Raw genomic sequence first — 23,574 nt, 5'->3', positions numbered from 1 at the left:
CCCTCTCGTTTTCCAAGTTTATTGTCCGCATCGCCGCGGCCGGCCCGCCCGACGCGGGTCAGGCGGCCGGCACGAACAACGCGTCGATGCCCGGCGCGTCGACCGCCGACAGCCAGCCGTGGCGCAGCAGCGTGTCGAGCGTCGCGAGGCTCGCGTCCATCGTCGCGTCGCCGGCGCGCAGCCAGCCGATCACCTCGGGCACGCCGGCGAGCAGATGCTCGGCGACTTCGCCGTCCTGGTTGCGCGGCGCGAAATCGCGCGGCAGCGGCAGGTCATATACGAAGATCAGCTCCGACTGCGTGCCCTCCGGCAGCGAGCACAGCACCTGCACCGCGCGCCCGGGCATCGCGCGCGCGGCGAGCTCGGCCGGGATGCCGGCTTCCTCCCAGCACTCCTTGACGAGCGTGTCCATCACGCCGAGCCCCCAGCCGATCCCGCCGGCGACGACGTTGTCGAGCATCCCCGGATCGGTCGCCTTCGTCGCGCTGCGGCGGCCGAGCCACATCTGGCGCGCGCCGGAGGCGACGCTTTCCGCGACGATGCTTCCCGCGGCCGGTACGCCCGAAGCCGGTACGCCCGCATCCGAAGCCGCATATTCTACGATGCCGTTCAGATGGACCGCGTACGTCTGCGTGCCGAAGAAGCGCGACGCCGCGCGCTCGATGTACGCGAACGGCGGATCGTCGAAGCGGTTGCGGATCGCGTAGATCTCGTCTCGCCAGCCCGGAATCGCCCCTTCGGCCGCGAGCGCACCGATCACGCTCGCGAGCGCCATGCTGCGCGCGTCGACGGTGTCGTAGCGGTCGGACAGCGCGACGCGGCCGTCGAACAGCTCGAACACGTCGGGCCAGCGGGCGAGCCGCTCGGCGGTGTCGCGGCGCACCCAGCCGACCGGCACGCCGGCGATGTCGAAGCGCAGATGCGCGGCCGGATCGAAGCGGCGCGCGGCCGCGATGCACGGAAAAGTCATCGGATCAGTCCATCAGTCCTTCAGCGCGACGCGGATGCCGATCGCGACGAACGTCGCGCCCGCGAGCCGGTCGAGCCACACGCCCGCCTTCGGCCGGCGCTTGAGCCACGCGCCGATCACGCCCGCGCACACGCCGAACAGCGAGAAGATCACCGCGGTCTGCGCCATGAAGATCGCGCCGAGCTCGAACATCTGCAGCGCGACGCGCTGCGCGCCGTGCGGATCGACGAACTGCGGCAGGAACACGATGAAGAACAGCGTGACCTTCGGATTCATCATGTTGCCGAGCACGCTCTGCCGGAAGATCGACGAAAGCGGCTGCGGCGCGCGCTCGTGCGCGGTCGCGAGGCCCTGGCTCCTGAGCGCCTTGATCCCGATCCAGATCAGGTACGCGGCGCCCGCGAGCTTCAGGATCTGGAACGCGACCGGCGACGAGCGCAGCAGCGCGGCGACGCCGAGCGCTGCGAGCGTCGTGTGGAACGTGACGCCGGCCGCGAAGCCGAGCGCGGCCGCGACGCCGGCCGAACGGCCCTGCGAGATGCCGCGCGCGAGCACCTGGAGATTGTCCGGGCCGGGCGCGAGCGTGATCGCGACCGAGCTGGCGAGAAACAGCAGAAAATGGGGCATCGTCGGCTCGCTGGGTTGGATCGGAATACGGCGATTGGAGGCGTGGATCGGCGGCGTGGATCGCAGGCGCGGATCGGCGGCCGGCGCTCAGTGGCCGGAGAACGACGTGACCGTGAACACCGGCAGGCCCGCGTCGCGCAGCAGCGTCGAGCCGCCGAGATCCGGCAGATCGATGATCGCCGCACCCTCGACGACGACCGCGCCGAGCCGGTGCAGCAGATTGCGCCCCGCCATCATCGTGCCGCCGGTCGCGATCAGGTCGTCGACGATGACGACGCGATCGCCGGGCCGGCACGCGTCCTCGTGGATCTCGACGGTCGCGGTGCCGTACTCGAGCGCGTACGACTCCGACTGCGTGCGGTACGGCAGCTTGCCGACCTTGCGGATCGGCACGAAGCCGACGTTCAGCTCGTACGCGACGATCGGCGCGATGATGAAGCCGCGCGCGTCGAGCCCGGCCACATAGTCGAGCTTCGCGTCGACATAGCGCTCGACGAACAGGTCGACGAGCACCCGCAGCGCCTTCGGGCTCTGCAACAGCGGCGTGATGTCGCGGAACATCACGCCGGGCTGCGGCCAGTCGGGCACCGTGCGGACCTGGTCGTGGATGAAGCTGGCGGGATCGAGCAACCCGCCCGATGACGATTGCGACATGGAATTCTCCGAAATGAACGATGCGCCGGGGCGCCGTCCGGGCAATACGGGTCGGATCGCTCGCCGTCGGCGGCCGCCGGCCCTCCCCTGCGCTGTCGACGTCGCTCAGGCGACCGCGGTCGGCGGCGGCTCCCGCCGATGGCGCGACAACCGCTCCTCGGCGAGCGCGAGCGCCTCGGGCAGCCCGCGCAGCACGACGATGTCGCTCGCGCGCAGCTTCGTCTGCGGATCCGGCTCGACGCCGCGAATGCCGTGCCGGCGGATCGCCGTGACGTCGAGCCCGAGCTCGAACAGCCCGAGTTCATCCAGCGATCGCCCGACCGCGTCCGCGCGCTCGTCGACGGGCACCGATTGTAGCCGCACCTGCTCGTGGTCGTCCCCCTCGACGTCGTCCGCGCCGTGGAAATAACCGCGCAGCAGGCTGTAGCGCTCGTCGCGCATCTCCTCGACGCGCCGCACGACGCGTCGCATCGGCACGCCGACCAGCACGAGCGTGTGCGACGCGAGCATCAGGCTGCCCTCGACGATTTCCGGGATCACCTCGGTCGCGCCGGCCGCAAGCAGCTTCTCGAGATCGGCGTCGTCGACGGTGCGCACGATCGCGGGCAGCGTCGGCTCGAGCTCGTGCACGTGATGGAGCACGCGCAGCGCGGACGGCGTGTTCGCATACGTGACCGCGACGGCCTTCGCGCGGTGGATGCCGGCCGCGACCAGCGACTCGCGGCGCGCGGCGTCGCCGAACACGACCGACTCGCCGGCCGCCGCGGCCGCGTTCACGCGGTCCGGATCGAGGTCGAGCGCGACGTACGAGATCCCTTCGTGCTCGAGCATCCGCGCGAGGTTCTGCCCGGCGCGGCCGTAGCCGCAGATGATCACGTGGCCGCGCTGCTTCAGGCTCTGCGTCGCGATCCGCGTCATCTGCAGCGACTGCATCATCCATTCCGTGGACGAAAGACGCATCACGATCCGGTCCGCGTTCTGGATCAGGAACGGCGCGGCGAGCATCGACAGCAGCATCGACGCGAGAATCGCCTGCAGCAGCGTCGGGTCGACCAGATGGCGGTCGAGGATCAGGTTCAGCAGCACGAAACCGAACTCGCCGGCCTGCGCGAGGCCGAGGCCGGTGCGCATCGCGACGCCCGGCGACGCGCCGAACAACCGCGCGAGCCCGGTGATCCCGACGCTCTTGAGCAGCACCTGGCCGACGAAGAAGCCGAGGACGATCAGCGGATGCACCCAGATCACGCGGGGATCGAGCAGCATCCCGGTCGTCACGAAGAACAGGCCGAGCAGCACGTCGCGGAACGGCTTGATGTCCTCCTCGACCTGATGGCGATACGGCGTCTCGGAGATCAGCATCCCGGCGATGAACGCGCCGAGCGCGAGCGACAGCCCGAACTTGTCGGTGATGAACGCGGCGCCGAGCGTGACGAGCAGCAGGTTCAGCACGAACAGCTCCTGCGAGCGGCGCCGCGCGACGACGTCGAACCAGCGCGTCATGAAGCGCTGCCCGACGATCAGCAGCAGCGCGAGCGCGACGACGATCTTCACGGCCGCGAGCGCGAGCGACGCCGCGAGGTGGCTGGACGATGCGTCGCCGAACGCGGAGATCACGATCAAGAGCGGCACGACCGCGAGATCCTGGAACAGCAGCACGCCGAAGATGTTGCGGCCGTGCTCGGTCTCGATCTCGAGCCGCTCGGCGAGCATCTTCGACACGATCGCCGTCGACGACATCGCGAGCGCGCCGCCGAGCGCGATGCTGCCCTGCCACGTGATGTGCACCCAGCGCTCGACGGCCCAGCCGAGCCCGAACGCGAGCGCGAGCGTCGCGACCACCTGCATCAGGCCGAGGCCGAACACGAGCCGCCGCATCGCTCGCAGCTTCGCGAGCGAGAACTCGAGGCCGATCGAGAACATCAGGAACACGACGCCGAATTCCGCAAGGTGCTCGGCGCGCTCGAGATCCGCCGCGAAGCCGATCGCATGCGGACCGACCACGATGCCGACGGTCAGATAGCCGAGCATCGGCGGCAGATTCAGCGAACGGAACACGACGACGCCCACCACTGAAGCCAGCAGCAGCATGAGCGTCATTTCGAGCGGCGAAATCACGGCAGGAGCGTCCTCGTTCGTCGACACCGCGGCGGCGCGGGCGTGGGATTGGATCGGGATCCGGCACCCCGGAAGGCACGGGGCGGAAGGGTCCGGCCAGGGCACGCCCCGCCGGCTCGGCGAACAAGCGCCTTTGCTATACTCCGCCGCATGATAGCGAAAATCAATGACGATCGGGCGCTTGCGCTCGCCCGCGACGTACTCGACATCGAGGCCGACGCCGTGCGCGCGCTCGCCGGCCAGCTCGACGGCGAGTTCGTCGAGGCCGTCGCGCTGCTGCTGGGCTGCCGCGGCCGCGTGGTCGTGTCCGGCATCGGCAAATCGGGGCACATCGCCCGCAAGATCGCGGCGACGCTCGCGAGCACCGGCACGCCGGCGTTCTTCGTTCATCCGGCCGAGGCGAGCCACGGCGATCTCGGGATGGTCACCGAAGACGACGTGTTCATCGGCATCTCGTACTCCGGCGAATCCGAAGAGCTCGTCGCGATCCTGCCGCTCGTGAAGCGGATCGGCGCGAAGCTGATCGCGATCTCGGGCCGCGCGGAATCGAGCCTCGGCAAGCTCGCGGACGTGAACCTGAACGCCGCGGTCGCGAAGGAAGCGTGCCCGCTGAACCTCGCGCCGACCGCGAGCACGACCGCGGCGCTCGCGCTCGGCGACGCGCTCGCGGTCGCGGTGCTCGACGCGCGCGGCTTCGGCTCCGAGGATTTCGCGCGCTCGCACCCGGGCGGCGCGCTCGGCCGGCGCCTGCTGACTTACGTGCACGACGTGATGCGCACCGGCGACGACGTACCGTCGGTCGGCCTCGACGCGACGCTGTCGGACGCCCTGTTCCAGATCACCGCGAAGCGGATGGGGATGACGGCCGTCATCGGCGCGGACCGCAAGGTCGCGGGCATCTTCACCGACGGCGACCTGCGCCGCGTGCTCGAGCGCGACGGCGATTTCCGCAAGCTGCCGATCGTCGATGTAATGACGCGCAATCCGCGCACGATCGGCGCGGACCATCTGGCCGTCGAAGCGGTGGAACTGATGGAGCGCCACCGGATCAATCAGATGCTCGTGGTCGATGCCGACGGCGCGCTGATCGGCGCGCTGAACATGCACGACCTGTTCTCGAAGAAGGTGATCTGATGACGGCTCCGCTCAGTGCGGCCGAACGCGCGAGCCGCGTGAGGCTGATGATTTTCGACGTCGACGGCGTGCTGACCGACGGCGGCCTGCTGTTTACGGCCGCCGGCGATGCGATGAAGTCGTTCAACTCGCTCGACGGACACGGCGTGAAGCTGCTCGGCGAAGCGGGGATCGCGACCGCGATCATCACGGGGCGCCGCTCGGACATCGTCGCCGCGCGCGCGAAGGAGATGCGGATCGCGCATCTGTTCCAGGGCGTCGAGAACAAGACGGTCGCGTTCGACGAGCTGCTCCGCACGCTCGGCCTCGCGCCGCACGACTGCGGCTACATGGGCGACGACTGGCCCGATCTGCCGGTGATGGTGCGCTGCGGCTTCGCGGCCGCGCCGGCGAACGCGCATCCGGAAGTGATCGCGCGCGCGCACTGGGTCGCCGAGGCGCGTGGCGGCCACGGCGCGGTACGCGAGGTCTGCGACGCGGTGCTGCGCGCGCAGCACCGCTACGACGCGCTGCTCGCGGCGGCCTGCGGAACCCGCACATGACCAACACCCCATTCCGCTGGACCCAGCTCGTTCCGCTCGTCGCCGTCGCGGCGCTCGCCGGCGTCACCTGGTGGCTGCTGCAGGCGACGCTGCCGCCGCCCGGCGAGGGCGTCGCGCGGCCGAAGAGCCACACGGCCGACTATTTCGCCGACAACTTCTCGGTGACCGAACTCGATCAGACCGGTGCAACCCAGTACCGGCTGACGGCCGCGCACCTCGTCCATTACGAGGACGACGAGAACAGCGATCTGGCCGATCCGGCGATGCGCGCGTTCCAGCCCGGCAAGCCGGTCGTGACGACGACCGCCCAGCGCGGCATCGTGAACGGCGACGTGTCGATCGTCGACCTGTACGACAACGCGCGGATCCAGCGCGCGGCCGGCGCCGGCGATCCGCCGATGCAGGCCGATTCGCAGCATTTCCGGATCTTCGTCAACGACGATGTGATCCAGACCGAAAAGCCGGTTAAACTTCAGCGCGGCCTGTCGGTCGCCAACGCCACCGACGGCATGAAGTACAACAACGTCACCCGGGTCATCGAGCTCTACGGCAACGTGCGCGGCACGATCGCCGCGCCGGACGTGTCCGGCGGCAGCTCTCACGGTCAACCCAAGTAACTCATCCCACGCGTGACTGCATGAACGAAACGCATCCGAGTCCGATCCTGCGCGGCGCCCGACGCGCGGCCCGCGCCGCGCTCGTCGCGGCGCTCGCGGCGCTCCCGCTCGCCGGGCTCGCGCCGGCCGCCCACGCGGAAAAGGCCGACCAGAACAAGCCGATCAACGTCGAAGCCGACAACCTGACCTACGACGACCTGAAACAGGTCACGGTCGCGACCGGCAACGTCGTGATCACGAAGGGCACGATCGTCATCAAGGGCGACCGCGTCGAGGTTCGCCAGGATCCTGAAGGCTACCAGTACGCGACCGCGACGAGCACCGGCAGCAAGCACGCGTCGTTCCGCCAGAAGCGCGAAGGCCTCGACGAATACATCGACGGCGACTCGGAGCGCATCGACTACGACGGCAAGCAGAACCTGACCACGCTGACGACGCGCGCGACCGTGCGCCGGCTGCAGGGTCTGTCGACGATCGCCGACACCGTGCACGGCAGCGTGATCACGTACGACGGCGACCGCGACTTCTACACCGCGAAGGGCGGCAAGGACGTCGCCGCGCCGGGCAATCCGACCGGCCGCGTGCGCGCGATGCTGTCGCCGAAGAACGGCACGCCCGGCGCGCTGAACGGCCCCGGCACGCGCCTTTCGCCGTCGACGACGCTGCAGGAGGTACCCGCCCAATGAACGCGCTCCCGAACCGCCAGCCGGCCGGCACCGCGAGCTCGCTCGTCGTCCGAAATCTGAAGAAACGCTACGGCTCGCGCACGGTCGTCAAGGACGTGTCGCTCGACGTGAAGAGCGGCGAGGTCGTCGGCCTGCTCGGCCCGAACGGCGCCGGCAAGACGACGTCGTTCTACATGATCGTCGGGCTCGTGCCGCTCGACGCCGGCGAAATCGCGCTGAACGGCAGCTCGATCAGCCTGCTGCCGATCCACAAGCGCGCGTCGCTCGGGCTGTCGTATCTGCCCCAGGAAGCGTCGGTATTCCGCAAGCTGACCGTCGAGCAGAACATTCGTGCGGTACTCGAACTGCAGCACGACGACAACGGCAAGCGCCTGTCGAACGACGCGATCGGCGCGCGCACCGAGGCGCTGCTCGACGAACTGCAGATCGGCCACCTGCGCGAGAATCCGGCGCTGTCGCTGTCGGGCGGCGAGCGCCGCCGCGTCGAGATCGCGCGCGCGCTCGCGACGAACCCGAACTTCATCCTGCTCGACGAGCCGTTCGCGGGCGTCGACCCGATCGCGGTGCTCGAGATCCAGAAGATCGTCAAGTTCCTGAAGCAGCGCAACATCGGCGTGCTGATCACCGACCACAACGTGCGCGAGACGCTCGGCATCTGCGACCACGCGTACATCATCAGCGACGGCAGCGTGCTCGCGGCCGGCGCGCCGGGCGAGATCATCGAGAACGAGAGCGTGCGCCGCGTCTACCTCGGCGAGCACTTCCGTATGTAAGCCCCGCGCGGGCGCCCTGGCGACGGCCCGCGCACACACGGGGCCGCGCCCCGTTTCACCGTCGATCCGCGATACGCAAATTGCGAATGGCTCAACGCGGTCGGGTCGTGGCACACTGCGGCTATGACTTCCTTCCTGCCATGAAAGCCAGCCTCCAACTCCGCCTGTCGCAACACCTCGCGCTGACGCCGCAACTGCAGCAGTCGATTCGTCTGCTGCAACTGTCGACGCTCGAACTGCAGCAGGAGGTTGCGACGGCGGTCGCCCAGAATCCGCTGCTCGAGAACGAGGACGAATGGATCGCGAGCCCGCTGCGGGTTGCGTCCGACGGTTCGCTGATCGCGCAACCGCCCGCCGCGCCGTCCGGCGACATGCAGGGCGGCAACGGCACGTCGCCGGGCAGCGAGCGCGCCGAACGCGACGAGCCGCGCGGCGCGGACGAATACGACAGCTACGCATCCGGCGACGGCGCCGACTCGAGCCAGTGGAATCTCGACGAATTCGGCCGTTCGAGCGGCGCGTCCGACGACGACGATCTGCCGCCGCCGCAGGTGCAGGAAGCGTCGACGTCGCTGCGCGACCATCTCTCCGCACAGCTGCGCGTCACGCAGGCGAGCCCGCGCGACCGCGCGCTCGTGCTGTTCCTGATCGAATCGCTCGACGACGACGGCTATCTCACCGCGTCGCTCGACGAAGTGCTCACCGATCTGCCCGAAGAGCTCGAGATCGACGTCGACGAACTGAACGCGGCGCTCGCGCTGCTGCACAGCTTCGACCCGGCCGGGGTCGGGGCCCGCTCGGCGTCCGAGTGCCTGAAGCTGCAGCTCGTGCGCCTCGATCCGTCCCCGACGCGTCAGCTCGCGCTCGACATCGTGCTGCAGCATCTGGAGCTGCTCGCCGCGCGCGACTTCACACGGTTGCGCAAGCACCTGAAGGCGACCGACGACGAGCTGCGCGACGCGCACGCGCTGATCCGCTCGCTGGAGCCGTTCCCCGGCGCCGCGTACGGCAGGGCGGAAGCGGACTACGTGGTGCCCGACATCATCGTGAAGAAAGTCGGCCAGGGCTGGCAGGCGGAGCTGAATCCGGAAGTCGTGCCGCGGCTGCGGATCAACCATCTGTACGCGAACATCCTGCGCAACAGCCGCGGCGATCCGGCCGCCGGATCGCTGAAGCAGCAGCTTCAGGAAGCGCGCTGGCTGATCAAGAATATCCAGCAACGATTCGACACGATCCTGCGTGTCGCGCAGGCGATTGTCGAGCGTCAGAAGAATTTTTTCGCACATGGCGAAATTGCGATGCGCCCCTTGGTTTTGCGGGAAATTGCTGATACGCTGGGCCTACACGAGTCGACTGTCTCCCGTGTGACAACCGGTAAGTACATGCTCACCCCGTTCGGGACGCTGGAATTTAAGTACTTCTTCGGATCTCACGTTTCGACCGACACCGGTGGAGCCGCCTCTTCGACGGCCATCCGCGCCCTCATCAAGCAACTGATAGGAGCCGAAGACACCAAATCTCCTCTTTCGGACAGCCGCATCGCTGAGCTGCTGGCAGAGCAAGGTTTCGTGGTCGCGCGCCGGACGGTTGCGAAATACCGCGAAGCCCTCAAGATCCCGGCAGTGAATCTGCGCAAGTCTCTTTAGCCTGTCGCCCGGCACGGCGGCAGGCATGTTCCGGCCACCGCGCTGTCGACGGAAGGCCGGTCGACTTGTCCGCAATCGGCCGCAACGACGGCAAAGGCAAGTCGGCCAGCGCAGCCGCATCGAAACGCTTTCGGTGGTCATTCGCTTGGAGAAGCACTATGAACTTGAAGATCAGTGGACATCATCTTGAAGTCACGCCTGCAATTCGCGAATACGTGGTCACCAAGCTGGACAGGGTGCTACGGCATAGCGATCAGGTAATCGATGGCACTGTGATTCTCTCGGTCGATAACCATAAGGAAAAGGACAAGCAGCAACGCGCGGAAATCAACCTGCATCTGAAAGGCAAGGACATCTTCGTCGAAAGCGCGAACGGCAATCTGTACGCGGCGATCGATCTTCTGATCGACAAACTCGACCGCCAGGTCGTCAAGCACATGGAGCGCCTGCAGACGCACGCGCACGACCCGATCAAGCTCCAGCCGTCCGTCGAGCAGATCGAACTGCCGCCGCAATGACGACGTGCCGACGCATGCAAGCCACGCCCGGTTCGCCGGGCGTTTTTTTTGGAGTGCCGGGCGCGTCCGGGCGCGCCGCGCCATGCGCTCGGCAGTGTTCTATAATGCTCCGGTTATTGCCGGGGGGCGTCGATAAACGGTTCGCCGTACGCAGCAGTTCGGGTGTCGCCCGACGCGTCGATGTCGATGCGTCCGTCTGCCGCCGCGAAGAGACCCCAGGCCGCCCCATTCGCATGCCAACATGAATCGCCTAGCCAAAATCCTGCCCATCGAGAACGTCGTCGTCGACCTCTCCGTCACCAGCAAGAAACGCGTCTTCGAACAAGCCGGGCTGATTTTCGAAAATCAGAACGGCGTCGCCCGCAGCACCGTGACCGACAATCTGTTCGCGCGGGAGCGCCTCGGCTCGACCGGGCTCGGCGAAGGCGTCGCGATTCCGCACGGTCGCATCAAGGGCCTCAAGCATCCGCTCGCCGCGTTCGTGCGGCTTGCCGATCCGATTCCGTTCGAGGCGCCCGACGGCCAGCCGGTCGGCCTGCTGATCTTCCTGCTCGTTCCCGAGCAGGCGACGCAGCAGCATCTCGAGATCCTGTCCGAGATCGCGCAACTGCTGTCCGATCGCGACGCGCGCGATCGCCTGCACACCGAGACGGATCAGGTCGAGTTGCATCGCCTGCTCACTCAGTGGCAACCTTGAGCTGATTCGGGCGTTTAGGCCCTGTTCGCCCGACCGGGCGGCAGGGGCCGCCCGGCGCCGGCCCGCGCAGCGACGTCCACTCGCCGCCGCCCGCGCGCCGGACCTTAGGAGTGACGGACTCATGGATACGTCCAGCATCAACGCCCAGAGCATCTTCGACGACAACGCCGCCATGCTGAAGCTGAGCTGGCTGACGGGGCATGAAGGCTGGGAACGCGGCTTTTCCGCGGACACCGTCGCGAACGCGACGTCGAGCGCCGACCTCGTCGGCCACTTGAACCTGATCCACCCGAACCGGATCCAGGTGCTCGGCGAGGCCGAGATCGACTACTACCAGCGGCAAACCGACGAAGACCGCTCGCGCCACATGGCCGAGCTGATCGCGCTGGAGCCGCCGTTCCTCGTCGTCGCCGGCGGGGCCGCCGCGCCGCCGGAGCTGGTGCTGCGCTGCACGCGCTCGTCGACGCCGCTGTTCACGACGCCGATGTCGGCCGCCGCGGTGATCGACAGCCTGCGGCTCTACATGTCGCGGATCCTCGCGCCGCGCGCGACGCTGCACGGCGTGTTCCTCGACATCCTCGGGATGGGCGTGCTGCTGACCGGCGACTCCGGCCTCGGCAAGAGCGAACTCGGCCTCGAGCTGATCAGCCGCGGCCACGGGCTCGTCGCGGACGACGCGGTCGATTTCGTCCGCCTCGGCCCCGATTTCGTCGAAGGGCGCTGCCCGCCGCTGCTGCAGAACCTGCTCGAAGTGCGCGGCCTCGGCCTGCTCGACATCAAGACGATCTTCGGCGAAACCGCCGTGCGGCGGAAGATGAAGCTGAAGCTGATCGTGCAGCTCGTGCGGCGCCCGGACGGCGAGTTCCAGCGGCTGCCGCTCGAAAGCCAGACCGTCGACGTGCTCGGTTTGCCGATCAGCAAGGTGACGATCCAGGTCGCGGCCGGCCGCAACCTCGCGGTGCTCGTCGAGGCGGCGGTCCGCAACACGATCCTGCAGCTTCGCGGGATCGACACGCTGCGCGATTTCATGGATCGCCAGCGGCTCGCGATGCAGGATCCCGACAGCCAGTTTCCCGGCAAGCTCGTATGACCTGCACCGGCCGGCCGGCCCCCAAGTCGGGCGCGGGCGCGGCTGGCCGGTGCTATGATGAAACGTCAGCCTTCTGCCCTTCCCCATGCGCATTGTCCTCATCACCGGCATTTCCGGCTCCGGCAAGTCCGTTGCGCTGAACGCGCTCGAGGACGCGGGCTTCTACTGCGTCGACAATCTGCCGCCGCACGTGCTGCCGGAGCTGACCCGCTGCCTTGACGAGGCCGGGCAGCGCCGGCTCGCGGTCGCGATCGACGCGCGCTCGAGCGCATCGCTCGACGAGCTGCCCGGGCTGATCCGCACGCTGTCGCGCGACCACGACGTGCGCGTGCTGTTCCTGAACGCGAGCACGCAGTCGCTGATCCAGCGTTTCTCCGAAACGCGCCGCCGCCATCCGCTGTCCGGCTCGCCGTCGCACGACGCGGACGTCGGGCTGCTGACGTCGCTCGAAGAGGCGATCGAGCGCGAGCGCGACCTCGTCGCACCGCTCGCCGAGTTCGGCCATCAGATCGACACGAGCAGCCTGCGCGCGAACGTGCTGCGCACGTGGGTCAAGCGCTTTCTCGAGCTGGCCAACGACGACCTCGTGCTGATGTTCGAGTCGTTCGGATTCAAGCGCGGCGTGCCGCTCGACGCCGACTTCATGTTCGACGTGCGCGCGCTGCCGAACCCGTACTACGACCGCGAGCTGCGCCCGCTCACCGGGCTCGACCAGCCGGTCATCACGTTTCTCGACGCACTGCCGATCGTCCACCGGATGATCGACGACATCCATGCGTTCCTCGACAAATGGCTACCGCATTTCCGCGAAGACAACCGCAGTTATCTGACGGTCGCGATCGGCTGCACCGGCGGCCAGCATCGCTCGGTCTTCATCGCGGAAACGCTCGCGACGCGCCTCGCGCGCCAGGCGAACGTGATCGTGCGGCATCGTGACGCGCCCGTGGATGTCGGCGCGTCGTCGCGGCTCGTCACCTAGAGCCCACCCTTCGGTCCGCGCCATGTCATCACTTTCGACCACGTTAGTAGACTTGCCGCTGTTTCCGCTGCATACGGTGTTGTTCCCGGGAGGCTCGCTGCCGCTGAAGGTGTTCGAGGCGCGCTATCTCGACATGGTGCGCGCATGCCTGCGCGACGACGCGCCGTTCGGCGTCTGCCTGCTGAAGAGCGGGCCGGAGGTCGCGCAGGAAGGCGCGGTGTCGGTGCCCGAGACGATCGGCTGCATGGCGCGCATCGTGTCGTGCGACACCGGCGAGTTCGGGATGCTGTATCTGCAGGCGGTCGGCACGCAGCGCTTCGAGCTGCTGTCGCACCGGACCGAATCGAACGGGTTGCTCGTCGGCATCGCCGAGCCGCTGCCCGACGACATTCCGCTCGAAGGCGAGCAGGCGCTCGCGCAGTTCGGCGCGTGCGCGGAAGTGCTCGAGCGCATCATCGCGGCGCTGCGCAAGACCGAGAACTGCGAGCTGCCGTTCGCCGAGCCGTTCAGGCTCGACGATCCGACCTGGGTGTCGAACCGGCTATCGGAAGTGCTGCCGCTCGACCTGCGCGCGCGGCAGAAGCTGATGGAGTTTCCCGACGTCGGCGCGCGAATCGACGCCGTGCATCACGTGCTCAACCGGCACGGCTGGCTTTGAGCGCGCGCGCGGCGGCTGCGCGCGCGTGTCACCTTCCCGTCGTTCGCCGCTGAATGCGCGGCAACCCCGCATCAAAGCAGCGTGCCGGTCAATCCGTCGAGCAGTTTGCGCACCGGCGCGGGCACGCCGTACGCATCGAGCCCGGACAGCGGCACCCACGCGGTTTGGGCGTCGTGCACCTCGTGAACCGCGTGCGCTCCCGCGCCGGGCACCGCCGCGCCCGATTCGCGGACATCGCTCAGCCGCGGCTCGATCTCGAGCCGGAAATGCGTGAACGTATGCGTGAGCGGCGCGAGCGGCACCGGGCCGGCGCCGCCGAGCCGGCGCGCGCGCTCGGCGAGCGCGGGTTCCCCGTCGGCTTCCGGCAGGCTCCACAGTCCGCCCCAGATGCCCGCGGGCGGACGCCGCTCGAGCAACACCGCGTCGCCGTCGCGCAGCACGAGCATCCACGTCTTGCGCGTCGGCACCGCCTTCTTCGGCCGCGCGGCCGGCAGTTCGCGCTGGCGCCCCGTCGACTGCGCGACGCAGTCGCCCGCGAACGGGCAGCGCGCGCAATCGGGTTTGCCGCGCATGCAGAGCGTCGCGCCGAGATCCATCAGCCCTTGCGTATACGCGCTCACTTCGTCGGCATCGGCCGCCGCGCCGGTCACCGTATCGGCCGCCGCATCTGCCACCGCATCGGCCACCGCATCGGCCACACCAGGCAGCAGCGATTCGGCGAGCGCCCACATGTCGTTCTCGACGCGCTTCTCGCCCGGGAAACCCTCGACGCCGAACACACGCGCGAGCACGCGCTTCACGTTGCCGTCGAGAATCGTCGCGCGCGCGCCGTACGCGAACGACGCGATCGCCGCCGCGGTCGAGCGGCCGATGCCGGGCAGCTCGGCGAGCGCGTCGGGCGTCGCCGGAAATGCGCCGCCGTGCTCGGCGACGACGGCCTGCGCGCAGCGATGCAGGTTGCGCGCGCGAGAGTAGTAGCCGAGGCCGGCCCACAGCGCCATCACGTCGTCGAGCGGCGCGGCCGCGAGCGCGGCGACGCTCGGATAACGTTCGAGAAAGCGCGCGTAATACGGGATGACGGTCGACACCTGCGTCTGCTGCAGCATGATCTCCGACAGCCAGATCCGGTACGGATCGCGCGTGTTCTGCCACGGCAGGTCGTGGCGGCCGTGCTCGCGCTGCCACGCGACGAGGCGCGCGGCGAACGTGCGGTGCAGATCGGTGACGGGGTACGGAGCGGGAGCGGTGCGAGGCGGTTTCAAGGTGTGGAGGAAGGTGTCTGAGAGGTTAGCGTTGGCAATTCGGACAATAGTAGGTGGACCGCTGGCCCTGTACGATCTGACGGATCGGCGTGCCGCACACGCGGCACGGCTCGCCCGCGCGATCGTAGACGAAGCAGTCGAGCTGGAAGTAGCCGCTCTCGCCATTGCTGCCGACGAAGTCGCGCAGCGTGCTGCCGCCGCGCTCGATCGCGGCGGCGAGCGTCGCGCGCACCGCGTCGGCGAGCCGCTCGTAACGCGGCAGCGACACCTTGCCGGCGGGCGTGGTCGGACGAATGCCGGCGCGAAAGAGGCTCTCCGACGCATAGATGTTGCCGACCCCGACGACGATATCGCCCGCGAGCAGTGCCTGCTTCACGGCGACGGTGCGCCCGCGCGTGCGCGCATGCAGCAGCGCGCCGGTGAACGCCGGCGAGAACGGCTCGACGCCGAGGCCCGCGAGCAGCGGATGCGCGTGCACGTCGCCGGCCTCGCGCGGATGCCAGAGCACCGCGCCGAAGCGGCGCGGATCGCGAAAGCGCAGCACGAAGCCGTCGAAGATCCAGTCGACGTGATCATGCTTCGCGGCCGCGGGCGGCTCGCCGGTGGTCGGCAGCACGCGCAGCGTGCCGGTCATGCCGAGATGCACGATGAACCAGCCGGCGTCGACCTCGAACAGCAGATACTTGCCGCGCCGCTCGACGCGCAGCACCTCGCGCTCGCGCAACTGCTCGGCGAACCCGGCCGGCACCGGCCAGCGCAGCATCGCCGTGCGCACGTCGACGCGCGCGACGCGGCGCCCCGCGACAAAGGGCTCGATGCCCCGTCGCGTCACCTCGACTTCCGGCAACTCTGGCATGTTTTCATGGGTCTCAATTCATTGATGACGATTGTGCGCGTATTGTAGCGACCGCGTTACAATCGGCTGAAACATCGATCGGATTTCCATGACCTTGCCCTCGAAGCTGCTTCACAAGCGCCCCGTCGCCCGCGCGCGCGGCTCGCGTGCCGTTTCCGCCGTCCCCGCCGTTCCGATCCGCCGCGCGATCGGCGCCGCGCTGCTCGCCGCCTGGGCCTTCACCGCCCTCCCGGCTCACGCGCAGGATCCCGCGACGGACGGCGCCGAGTCGCAAGAGGATACGTTCGATTCGATGTTGCCCGCGGAGAAAAAGGATCTCCCGGGCGTGCCGCTGACGAGCCAGATCGTCTATCAGGTGCTCGCCGCCGAAGTCGCGCTGCAGCGCAGCCAGCCCGCCCCCGCGTACCAGACCTATCTCGCGCTCGCGCGCGACACGCGCGATCCGCGGATGGCGCAGCGCGCGACCGAGATCGCGCTCGCCGCGCAAAGCCCGGCCGATGCGCTGGCCGCCGCGAATCTGTGGCACGAGTACGCACCCGACTCGAACCGCGCATCGCAGGTCGACGCCGCGCTGCTCGTGCTGTCCGGCAAGCCGGCCGACGCTCAGCCGATGCTCGCGCACGAGCTCGCGCGCGCGACCGGCGATTCGCGCGGCCCCGCGATCCTCGCGCTGCAGGCGCTGATCGCGCGCGGCCCGGATCGCGCCGGCGGCCTCGCGGTGCTGCAGGACATGCTGAAGAACGACATGAACCGCCCCGAGGCACGGCTCGCGATCGCGCGCCAGCAGCTCGCGGCCGACGACAAGGCGGGCGCGTCGCAGTCGCTGAAGGCCGCGCTGCAGATCCGCCCGGACTACCTGCCGGCCGCGCTGATGCTGTCGCAGATGAGCCCCGAGGATCGCGCGGCCGGCATCGTGTCGTTCGAGAAATACGTGCAGCAGAATCCGAAGTCGCGCGACGCGCGGCTCGCGCTGTCGCAGCTCTATCTGTCCGACAATCGTCTCGACGACGCGCAGAAGCAGTTCGAAGCGATGCGCAAGCTCGACGCGAAGGATCCGACGCCGCTGATGGCGCTCGCGCTGATCAAGATCCAGCAGAAGAAGCTCGACGACGCAACCGGCTACCTGAAGCAGTACGTGCAGATCGGCGAGAAGACGCCCGGCGCGGACGCCGGCCAGGGCTACATCTACCTCGCCCAGATCGCGATCGACCAGGGCAACGACGCGCAGGCGACGCAGTGGCTCGACAAGGTCAGCCCGGCGAGCCAGCATTACCTGCCCGCGCAGGTCACGCGCGCGCAGTTGCTGGAGAAGCAGGGCAAGACCGACGAGGCGCGCAAGGTTCTCGACGATCTGCAGGTCAGCGACCCGCACGACGCGGCGGTCATCGCGCGCACCGACGCATCGATCCTGTTCACCGCGAAACGCTACAAGGAAGCGGAAGCGCGTCTCGCGCAGGCGGTCCAGGATTATCCGGACGATCCCGACCTGCGCTACGACTACGCGATGGCGGCCGAGAAGGACGCGAACTACGCGACGATGGAGCAGGAGTTGCGCGAGCTGATCCGCACGCAGCCAGACAATCCGCAGGCGTACAACGCGCTCGGCTATTCGCTCGCCGACCGCAACCAGCGGCTGCCGGAAGCGAGCAAGCTGATCGAGAAGGCGATCCAGCTCGCGCCGGACGACGCGTACATCATGGACAGCCTCGGCTGGGTCAAGTACCGGATGGGCGACACCGCGAGCGCGGCGAAGATCCTGCGGCGCGCGTACGACCTGCAGCCGAACGCCGAAATCGGCGCGCATCTCGGCGAAGTGCTGTGGAAGAGCGGCGCGCAGGACGACGCGCGCTCCGCGTGGCGTGCCGCGCAGAAACTCGAGCCGGACAACGACACGCTGCAGCAGACGTTGAAGCGCCTGCAGGTCAACGGTCTCTGATGCGCATGCCGACGATGCGCCTCCCGCTTTACATCCCGCTGCGCATCCCGCGTCACACCGCGCGCGCGGCTACCGCCGCGGCAGCCGCTGCGGCCGCATTCGCGCTCGGCGGCTGCGCGAGCACGAAGCCGCCGCCGCTGCAGCTGGCGCCGGACATGGCCGTCACGCAGGCGATCGGCACGCACGCGTATCACGGCCGCTTCGCGGTGCGGTACAGCGACCAGTCCGGCAATGCGCGCAACGTGTACGGCAACTTCGACTGGCAGCAGCACGGCGACGACGTGTCGGTCGAACTGCGCAGCCCGCTCGGCCAGACGCTCGCGATCGTGAAGGCGTCGCCGCGGACGGCGTCGCTCGAACTGCCGAACCGCCAGCCGCAATACGCAACCGACGTCGGCGACCTGATGCAGCACGCGCTCGGCTTTTCGCTGCCGCTCGCGGGCCTGCGCTACTGGCTGCTGCCGACGCCCGCGCCCGCGACACCCGCGACGACGGTGCGCGACCCCGCCGATGCGACGCGCATCACGCAGATCCGCCAGGACGGCTGGACGATCGACTACGTCGCGTACGCCGACGCGCCCGCGACCGGCGTGAAGCGCGTGAACATCGTGCGCGCGACGCCGCCGCTCGACATCAAGCTCGTGCTCGACCAGTAGCACGCGCGCCCAACCTCTCCGACACACGCATGACCGACTCGCCCCGCTCGCTGCGCGACTGCCTCGCGCCCGCGAAACTGAACCTGTTCCTGCACATCACCGGCCGCCGCGCGGACGGTTACCACAACCTGCAAAGCGTGTTCCAGTTGCTGAACTGGGGCGACACGCTGCACTTCACGCATCGCGACGACGGCCGGGTCGTGCGCGTCACCGACGTGCCGGGCGTGCCGGCGGAGACTGACCTCGTCGTGCGCGCGGCGAATCTGCTGAAGGCGCACACGGGCACGACGGCGGGCGTCGACATCGAAATCGACAAGCGCCTGCCGATGGGTGCGGGCCTCGGCGGCGGCAGCTCGGACGCGGCGACGACGCTGCTCGCGCTGAACCGCCTGTGGCGGCTCGACATGCCGCGCGCGGCGCTGCAGGCGCTCGCGGTGAAGCTCGGCGCGGACGTGCCGTTTTTCGTGTTTGGAAAAAATGCGTTCGCGGAGGGTATCGGAGAAGATTTAGCTGGGGTAGAATTGCCGACTCGCTGGTTCCTGGTTGTGACGCCGCGAGTTCATGTCCCGACCGCCGAAATTTTTTCGGACGAGTTGTTGACAAGAGATTCGGAACCCGTCACAATTACGGACTTTCTTGCACAGCAAAGCCGCAACGCAGGATGGCCAGACAGTTTCGGCCGGAATGACATGCAGCAGGTTGTGACAAGCAAGTACGCGGAAGTTGCGCAGGTGGTCAAATGGTTTTATGATGTGACCCCCGCGAGGATGACCGGTTCTGGAGCAAGCGTGTTTGCCGCGTTTCGCAGCAAACATGAGGCAGAAGCGGCGCAAGCCCGACTGCCCGCCGGCTGGAACGGCGCAGTTGCCGAGAGCCTGAACGAGCATCCGCTCTTCGCTTTCGCGTCATAGAGTTTTACTTTGCCGGATGTCCTACCGTCCGACAGAGTTCAGGTTAAGCGTAGGGGAGTCGCCAAGTTGGTCAAGGCACCGGATTTTGATTCCGGCATGCGAGGGTTCGAGTCCTTCCTCCCCTGCCACAAATTTTCCCGCATTTCCCGCCCAAGCCCGACGCAGGTGCACGATGAGCAGCCATGACGGCCTGATGGTTTTTACTGGCAACGCGAATCCCGCGCTCGCCCGTGAAGTCGTCGACATTCTCGGTATTCCCCTCGGCAAAGCAATGGTCAGCCGTTTCTCCGACGGCGAGATCCAGGTCGAGATCCAGGAAAACGTGCGCGGCAAGGACGTCTTCGTCCTGCAATCCACGTGCGCGCCGACCAATGACAACCTGATGGAACTGATGATCATGGTCGATGCGCTGAAGCGCGCATCCGCCGGCCGGATCACCGCTGCCATCCCCTACTTCGGCTATGCGCGTCAGGATCGCCGCCCGCGTTCGGCGCGCGTCGCGATCTCGGCGAAGGTCATCGCGAACATGCTGGAAATCGCCGGCGTCGAGCGGATCATCACGATGGATCTGCACGCCGACCAGATTCAGGGCTTCTTCGACATTCCGGTCGACAACATCTACGCGACGCCGATCCTGCTTGGCGACGTGCGCAAGCAGGGCTACGAGAATCTACTCGTCGTGTCGCCGGACATCGGCGGCGTCGTGCGCGCCCGGGCGCTCGCGAAGCAGCTCAACTGCGATCTCGCGATCATCGACAAGCGTCGTCCGAAGGCGAACGTCGCCGAAGTGATGAACATCATCGGTGAAGTCGAAGGCCGCACCTGCGTGATCATGGACGACATGGTCGACACCGCCGGCACGCTGTGCAAGGCTGCGCAAGTGCTGAAGGAGCGCGGCGCGAAGCAGGTGTTCGCGTACGCGACGCATCCGGTGCTGTCGGGCGGCGCCGCCGAGCGCATCGCCGCATCGCAGCTCGACGCGCTGGTCGTGACCGACACGATTCCGCTGTCCGCCGAGTCGCTCGCGTGCCCGAAGATCCGCGCGCTGACCAGCGCCGATCTGCTCGCCGAGACGTTCTCGCGGATCCGCCGCGGCGATTCGGTGATGTCGCTGTTCGCGGATTCCTGATCGACACCTGATCGGATAGCGAAGCACGAAGTATGCGCGGAAAGCGAAGCGGCGACGCTTCGCTTTTTGCACAATCGGCCGGGACGTACGAAACCCCGGCCGTTTCATCGGGGCCGCCGCATCGGCGGTCCGTTTCACTGCCTGGTCGCGGGCAGTCAATGGAGAAATACATGAAAGTCGTCGCTTTCGAGCGCAACCTGCAAGGTACGGGTGCGAGCCGCCGCCTGCGCAACGCTGGTAAGACCACGGGTATCGTCTACGGTGGTGAAGCAGCGCCGCAAATGATCGAACTCGATCACAACGCGCTGTGGCACGCGCTGAAGAAGGAAGCCTTCCACTCGTCGATCCTCGACCTCGAAGTGGCCGGCCAGTCGCAGCAAGTCCTGCTGCGTGACGTCCAGTACCACCCGTTCAAGCAACTCGTGCTGCACGTGGACTTCCAGCGCGTCGACGCGAAGAAGAAGCTGCACACGAAGGTGCCGCTGCACTTCCTGAACGCCGAAGTCAGCCCGGCCGTGAAGCTGTCGAGCGCGATCATCGCTCACGTCGTGACCGAAATCGAAGTCGAGTGCCTGCCGGCCAACCTGCCGGAATTCCTCGAAATCGATCTGTCGAAGATCGAAGCGGGCCAGTCGCTGCACGCGAAGGACATCACGCTGCCGACCGGCGTCGCGCTGACCTCGCACGTCGACGCCGAAAACCCGGTGATCGCTTCGGCCGCTCTGCCGGCTGGCGCCGTCGCGGCGGCAGAAGGCGAAACGCCGGCTGCCTGAGCGGTCTGAGCGCCCTCTCGATCCGTTTCACGAAACGGTCGACGCAACCCGCCGCGGCTCGCCCGGCGGGTTTTTCTTTTTCCGCGCCTGGCGGCTCGTAGCCGCCATCGAAACGTCATGATCAAACTGATCGTCGGCCTCGGCAATCCCGGGGCGGAATACACCGCGACGCGCCACAACGCCGGCTTCTGGCTGATCGACCAGCTCGCCCGCGAAGCCGGCGCGACGCTGCGCGACGAACGCCGCTTCCACGGCTTCTATGCGAAGGCGCGCCTGCACGGCGAGGAAGTGCATCTGCTCGAGCCGCAGACGTACATGAACCGCTCCGGCCAGTCGGTCGTCGCGCTCGCGCATTTCTTCAAGATCCTGCCCGACCAGATCCTCGTCGCGCACGACGAACTCGACCTGCCGCCCGGCACCGTGAAGCTGAAGCTCGGCGGCGGCAGCGGCGGCCACAACGGGCTCAAGGACATCTCCGCGCATCTGTCGTCGCAGCAGTACTGGCGCCTGCGGATCGGCATCGGCCATCCGCGCGACCTGATCCCCGAAAGCGCGCGCGCCGGCGCGAAGCCGGACGTCGCGAACTTCGTGCTGAAACCGCCGCGCAAGGACGAGCAGGACGTGATCGACGCGGCGATCGAGCGCGCGCTCGCGGTGATGCCGATGGTCGTCAAGGGCGAACTCGATCGCGCGACGATGCTGCTGCATCGCCAGGGATGAGCGCCGGTGCGTCGCTACGCGCGGCGCGCATGAGGTAAGCTCGCTGTTTTTACCGTCAGGAGCGAAGCGGTGAGCCGTTACTGGAGCGACGTCGTTCAGCAACTCGTGCCTTACGTGCCGGGCGAGCAGCCCGCGCTCGCGCACCCGGTCAAGCTGAACACCAACGAAAATCCCTATCCGCCTTCGCCGTGCGTCGTCGCGGCGATCGCGCGCGAACTTGGGGCTACCGGCGAAGCATTGCGCCGCTATCCCGATCCGCTCGCGCGCAGGCTGCGCGAGACGGTTGCCGCGCATCACGGCCTGACGCCCGCTCAGGTGTTCGCCGGCAACGGCTCGGACGAGGTGCTCGCGCACGCGTTCCACGCGCTACTGAAGCACGACCGGCCGCTGCGCTTTCCGGACATCACGTACAGCTTCTATCCGACCTACGCGCGCCTGTACGGCGTGCAATACGAAGCGGTGCCGCTCGCGGACGACTTCTCGATCCGCGTCGACGACTATCTCGGCGATGCGGGCGGCGTGCTGTTCCCGAACCCGAACGCGCCGACCGGCCGCGCGCTGCCGCTCGCGGACGTCGAGCGGATCGTCGCCGCGAATCCGTCGTCGGCCGTCGTGATCGACGAGGCGTACGTCGACTTCGGCGCGGAATCGGCGATCGCGCTGATCGATCGCTATCCGAACCTGCTCGTCGTCCACACGACGTCGAAGGCGCGCGCGCTCGCGGGCATGCGCGTCGGCTTCGCGTTCGGCCATCCGGATCTGATCGAGGCACTCGATCGCGTGAAGGACAGCTTCAACTCGTATCCGCTCGATCGCCTCGCTCAGGCCGCAGCTCAGGCCGCGTACGAGGACGACGCGTATTTCGACGGGATGCGGCGCAAGGTGATCGCGAGCCGCGAACGGCTCACGGGCGCGCTGCAGGCGCTCGGCTTCGACGTCGTGCCGTCGGCCGCGAACTTCGTGTTCGCGCGCCATCCGGCGCACGATGCGGCTGCGATCGCCGCGCGGCTCAAGGAGAAGGAAATTTTCGTGCGGCACTTCAAGCTGCCGCGTATCGACCAGCATCTGCGCATCACGGTCGGCACCGACGCCGAGTGCGACACGTTCGTCGCGGCGCTGCGCGACCTGCTGGGCTGATCGGGCTGATCGGGCTGATCGGGCTGATCGGGCTCAGCGGGACGAGGGGCGCACGAGGGGCACACGAGGGGCACGAGGGCGGCGACGCAGGGCGCCCTCCTCGGCCACCTCCGGCCGCCCCGGCCGGTCACGCCTTGTCGTCGCCCGCGGCGGCAATCAGCGCGAGATACTTCGCCATCAACTGCTCGTGCGTCTCCGCGTGCTGCGGATCGCGCGGAATGCATTCGACCGGACACACCTGCTGGCACTGCGGCTCGTCGAAATGGCCGACGCACTCGGTGCACTTGTTCGGGTCGATCACGTAGATTTCCGGGCCCATCGAAATCGCGCCGTTCGGGCACTCGGGCTCGCACACGTCGCAATTGATGCACTCGTCGGTAATCATCAAAGCCATGCTGCCACCAACTTTCCTAGAAAAAACAATACATTATAGCTTTTCAGCCTTCCGCACGGTCGTGCAAAATTCCCCGAAATTCATGCATGCGTGT

24 protein-coding genes, 1 tRNA gene and 1 pseudogene are annotated in these 23,574 nt (G+C 67.9%); 19 read left to right on the top strand and 7 right to left on the bottom strand.

The window, feature by feature from the left end; translation table 11 throughout:
- Positions 1-58 precede the first annotated feature (58 nt).
- From HZI36_RS03500 to HZI36_RS03485, 4 genes are all read right to left on the bottom strand, one after another.
- Entirely contained in the window at positions 59-970 is a 912-nt protein-coding gene (locus tag HZI36_RS03500; RefSeq protein ID WP_179401243.1) for an NUDIX hydrolase, read from the bottom strand.
- 12 nt (positions 971-982) lie between these two features.
- A complete protein-coding gene (locus tag HZI36_RS03495; protein ID WP_179401242.1) occupies positions 983-1,597 on the bottom strand; it encodes a LysE family translocator in 615 nt (204 codons plus the stop codon).
- A gap of 87 nt (positions 1,598-1,684) precedes the next feature.
- The gene (locus tag HZI36_RS03490; protein ID WP_179401241.1) at positions 1,685-2,251 is read right to left on the bottom strand and encodes an adenine phosphoribosyltransferase; all 567 of its coding nucleotides are present in this window, start codon (positions 2,249-2,251) and stop codon (positions 1,685-1,687) included.
- 105 nt (positions 2,252-2,356) lie between these two features.
- Positions 2,357-4,366, bottom strand: coding sequence for a cation:proton antiporter domain-containing protein (locus HZI36_RS03485; RefSeq protein ID WP_179401240.1), 2,010 nt, complete (start codon positions 4,364-4,366; stop codon positions 2,357-2,359).
- Between the two features lie 150 nt (positions 4,367-4,516).
- Between HZI36_RS03485 and kdsD the strand changes: the two genes are divergently transcribed.
- The 11 genes and pseudogenes from kdsD to HZI36_RS03430 all read left to right on the top strand — a co-directional run bounded on the left by kdsD (position 4,517) and on the right by HZI36_RS03430 (position 13,706).
- A complete protein-coding gene (gene kdsD, locus HZI36_RS03480; protein ID WP_179401239.1) occupies positions 4,517-5,500 on the top strand; it encodes an arabinose 5-phosphate isomerase KdsD in 984 nt (327 codons plus the stop codon).
- Positions 5,500-6,042 carry a KdsC family phosphatase gene (locus HZI36_RS03475; RefSeq protein ID WP_179401238.1) on the top strand — a complete coding sequence of 181 codons (543 nt, stop codon included), beginning with the start codon at positions 5,500-5,502 and terminating at the stop codon, positions 6,040-6,042. The genes kdsD and HZI36_RS03475 overlap by 1 nt, the downstream gene beginning before the upstream one ends.
- Complete coding sequence (gene lptC, locus HZI36_RS03470) at positions 6,039-6,659, top strand: LPS export ABC transporter periplasmic protein LptC (protein WP_179401237.1); 621 nt, start codon at positions 6,039-6,041, stop codon at positions 6,657-6,659. Before HZI36_RS03475 ends, lptC begins: the two co-directional genes overlap by 4 nt.
- A 20-nt stretch (positions 6,660-6,679) precedes the next feature.
- The gene (gene lptA, locus HZI36_RS03465; RefSeq protein ID WP_179401236.1) at positions 6,680-7,345 is read left to right on the top strand and encodes a lipopolysaccharide transport periplasmic protein LptA; all 666 of its coding nucleotides are present in this window, start codon (positions 6,680-6,682) and stop codon (positions 7,343-7,345) included.
- Complete coding sequence (gene lptB / locus HZI36_RS03460; protein ID WP_179401235.1) at positions 7,342-8,118, top strand: LPS export ABC transporter ATP-binding protein; 777 nt, start codon at positions 7,342-7,344, stop codon at positions 8,116-8,118. The genes lptA and lptB overlap by 4 nt, the downstream gene beginning before the upstream one ends.
- Before the next feature lie 140 nt (positions 8,119-8,258).
- Complete coding sequence (locus HZI36_RS03455) at positions 8,259-9,764, top strand: RNA polymerase factor sigma-54 (RefSeq protein ID WP_179401234.1); 1,506 nt, start codon at positions 8,259-8,261, stop codon at positions 9,762-9,764.
- Positions 9,765-9,922: 158 nt separating this feature from the next.
- Positions 9,923-10,282: a ribosome hibernation-promoting factor, HPF/YfiA family gene (hpf, locus tag HZI36_RS03450; protein WP_179401233.1), complete on the top strand. Its 360-nt coding sequence runs from the start codon at positions 9,923-9,925 to the stop codon at positions 10,280-10,282.
- A gap of 180 nt (positions 10,283-10,462) precedes the next feature.
- Positions 10,463-10,979 (top strand): annotated as a pseudogene (locus HZI36_RS03445) (PTS sugar transporter subunit IIA).
- A gap of 121 nt (positions 10,980-11,100) precedes the next feature.
- Complete coding sequence (gene hprK / locus HZI36_RS03440; RefSeq protein ID WP_004195225.1) at positions 11,101-12,069, top strand: HPr(Ser) kinase/phosphatase; 969 nt, start codon at positions 11,101-11,103, stop codon at positions 12,067-12,069.
- Positions 12,070-12,154: 85 nt separating this feature from the next.
- Entirely contained in the window at positions 12,155-13,048 is an 894-nt protein-coding gene (gene rapZ / locus HZI36_RS03435) for an RNase adapter RapZ (RefSeq protein ID WP_179401231.1), read from the top strand.
- 22 nt (positions 13,049-13,070) lie between these two features.
- Complete coding sequence (locus HZI36_RS03430; RefSeq protein ID WP_179401230.1) at positions 13,071-13,706, top strand: LON peptidase substrate-binding domain-containing protein; 636 nt, start codon at positions 13,071-13,073, stop codon at positions 13,704-13,706.
- 71 nt (positions 13,707-13,777) lie between these two features.
- On the opposite strand, the gene HZI36_RS03425 is transcribed toward HZI36_RS03430, so the two are convergent.
- Both HZI36_RS03425 and mutM read right to left on the bottom strand, forming a co-directional pair.
- Positions 13,778-14,968, bottom strand: coding sequence for an A/G-specific adenine glycosylase (locus HZI36_RS03425; protein WP_179401229.1), 1,191 nt, complete (start codon positions 14,966-14,968; stop codon positions 13,778-13,780).
- A 25-nt stretch (positions 14,969-14,993) separates the two neighbouring features.
- Positions 14,994-15,824 (bottom strand): bifunctional DNA-formamidopyrimidine glycosylase/DNA-(apurinic or apyrimidinic site) lyase, encoded by an 831-nt coding sequence (gene mutM / locus HZI36_RS03420; RefSeq protein WP_179401228.1) that lies wholly within the window; start codon positions 15,822-15,824, stop codon positions 14,994-14,996.
- 88 nt (positions 15,825-15,912) lie between these two features.
- Here mutM and HZI36_RS03415 point away from each other — a divergent pair, with 88 nt between their 5' ends.
- The 8 genes from HZI36_RS03415 (at position 15,913) to hisC (ending at position 23,086) form a co-directional block, all read left to right on the top strand.
- Positions 15,913-17,760, top strand: coding sequence for a tetratricopeptide repeat protein (locus HZI36_RS03415; protein WP_179401227.1), 1,848 nt, complete (start codon positions 15,913-15,915; stop codon positions 17,758-17,760).
- Between the two features lie 14 nt (positions 17,761-17,774).
- Positions 17,775-18,416, top strand: coding sequence for a lipoprotein insertase outer membrane protein LolB (gene lolB / locus HZI36_RS03410; RefSeq protein ID WP_425485195.1), 642 nt, complete (start codon positions 17,775-17,777; stop codon positions 18,414-18,416).
- Between the two features lie 29 nt (positions 18,417-18,445).
- On the top strand, positions 18,446-19,327 hold the full coding sequence (gene ispE, locus HZI36_RS03405) for a 4-(cytidine 5'-diphospho)-2-C-methyl-D-erythritol kinase (protein ID WP_179401225.1): 882 nt from the start codon (positions 18,446-18,448) through the stop codon (positions 19,325-19,327).
- Positions 19,328-19,378: 51 nt separating this feature from the next.
- Positions 19,379-19,455: transfer RNA gene (locus HZI36_RS03400), tRNA-Gln, on the top strand.
- Between the two features lie 44 nt (positions 19,456-19,499).
- Positions 19,500-20,456, top strand: coding sequence for a ribose-phosphate pyrophosphokinase (locus tag HZI36_RS03395; protein WP_179401224.1), 957 nt, complete (start codon positions 19,500-19,502; stop codon positions 20,454-20,456).
- A gap of 170 nt (positions 20,457-20,626) precedes the next feature.
- Positions 20,627-21,229, top strand: a complete 603-nt coding sequence (locus HZI36_RS03390) for a 50S ribosomal protein L25/general stress protein Ctc (RefSeq protein WP_179401223.1) — start codon at positions 20,627-20,629, stop codon at positions 21,227-21,229.
- A 117-nt stretch (positions 21,230-21,346) separates the two neighbouring features.
- Positions 21,347-21,949, top strand: coding sequence for an aminoacyl-tRNA hydrolase (gene pth, locus HZI36_RS03385; RefSeq protein ID WP_179401222.1), 603 nt, complete (start codon positions 21,347-21,349; stop codon positions 21,947-21,949).
- 69 nt (positions 21,950-22,018) lie between these two features.
- Positions 22,019-23,086, top strand: coding sequence for a histidinol-phosphate transaminase (gene hisC / locus HZI36_RS03380; RefSeq protein WP_179401221.1), 1,068 nt, complete (start codon positions 22,019-22,021; stop codon positions 23,084-23,086).
- Positions 23,087-23,213: 127 nt separating this feature from the next.
- Here the strand turns inward: hisC and HZI36_RS03375 are convergent, their stop codons facing one another.
- A complete protein-coding gene (locus HZI36_RS03375) occupies positions 23,214-23,480 on the bottom strand; it encodes a YfhL family 4Fe-4S dicluster ferredoxin (RefSeq protein ID WP_179401220.1) in 267 nt (88 codons plus the stop codon).
- Between the last annotated feature and the right edge of the window lie 94 nt (positions 23,481-23,574).

The organism is Burkholderia guangdongensis (assembly GCF_013403875.1).
GTDB classification, from domain to species: domain Bacteria; phylum Pseudomonadota; class Gammaproteobacteria; order Burkholderiales; family Burkholderiaceae; genus Burkholderia; species Burkholderia guangdongensis.
Note: the sequence above shows the minus strand (reverse complement) of the source record. Positions and strands in the feature narration are given on the sequence as shown.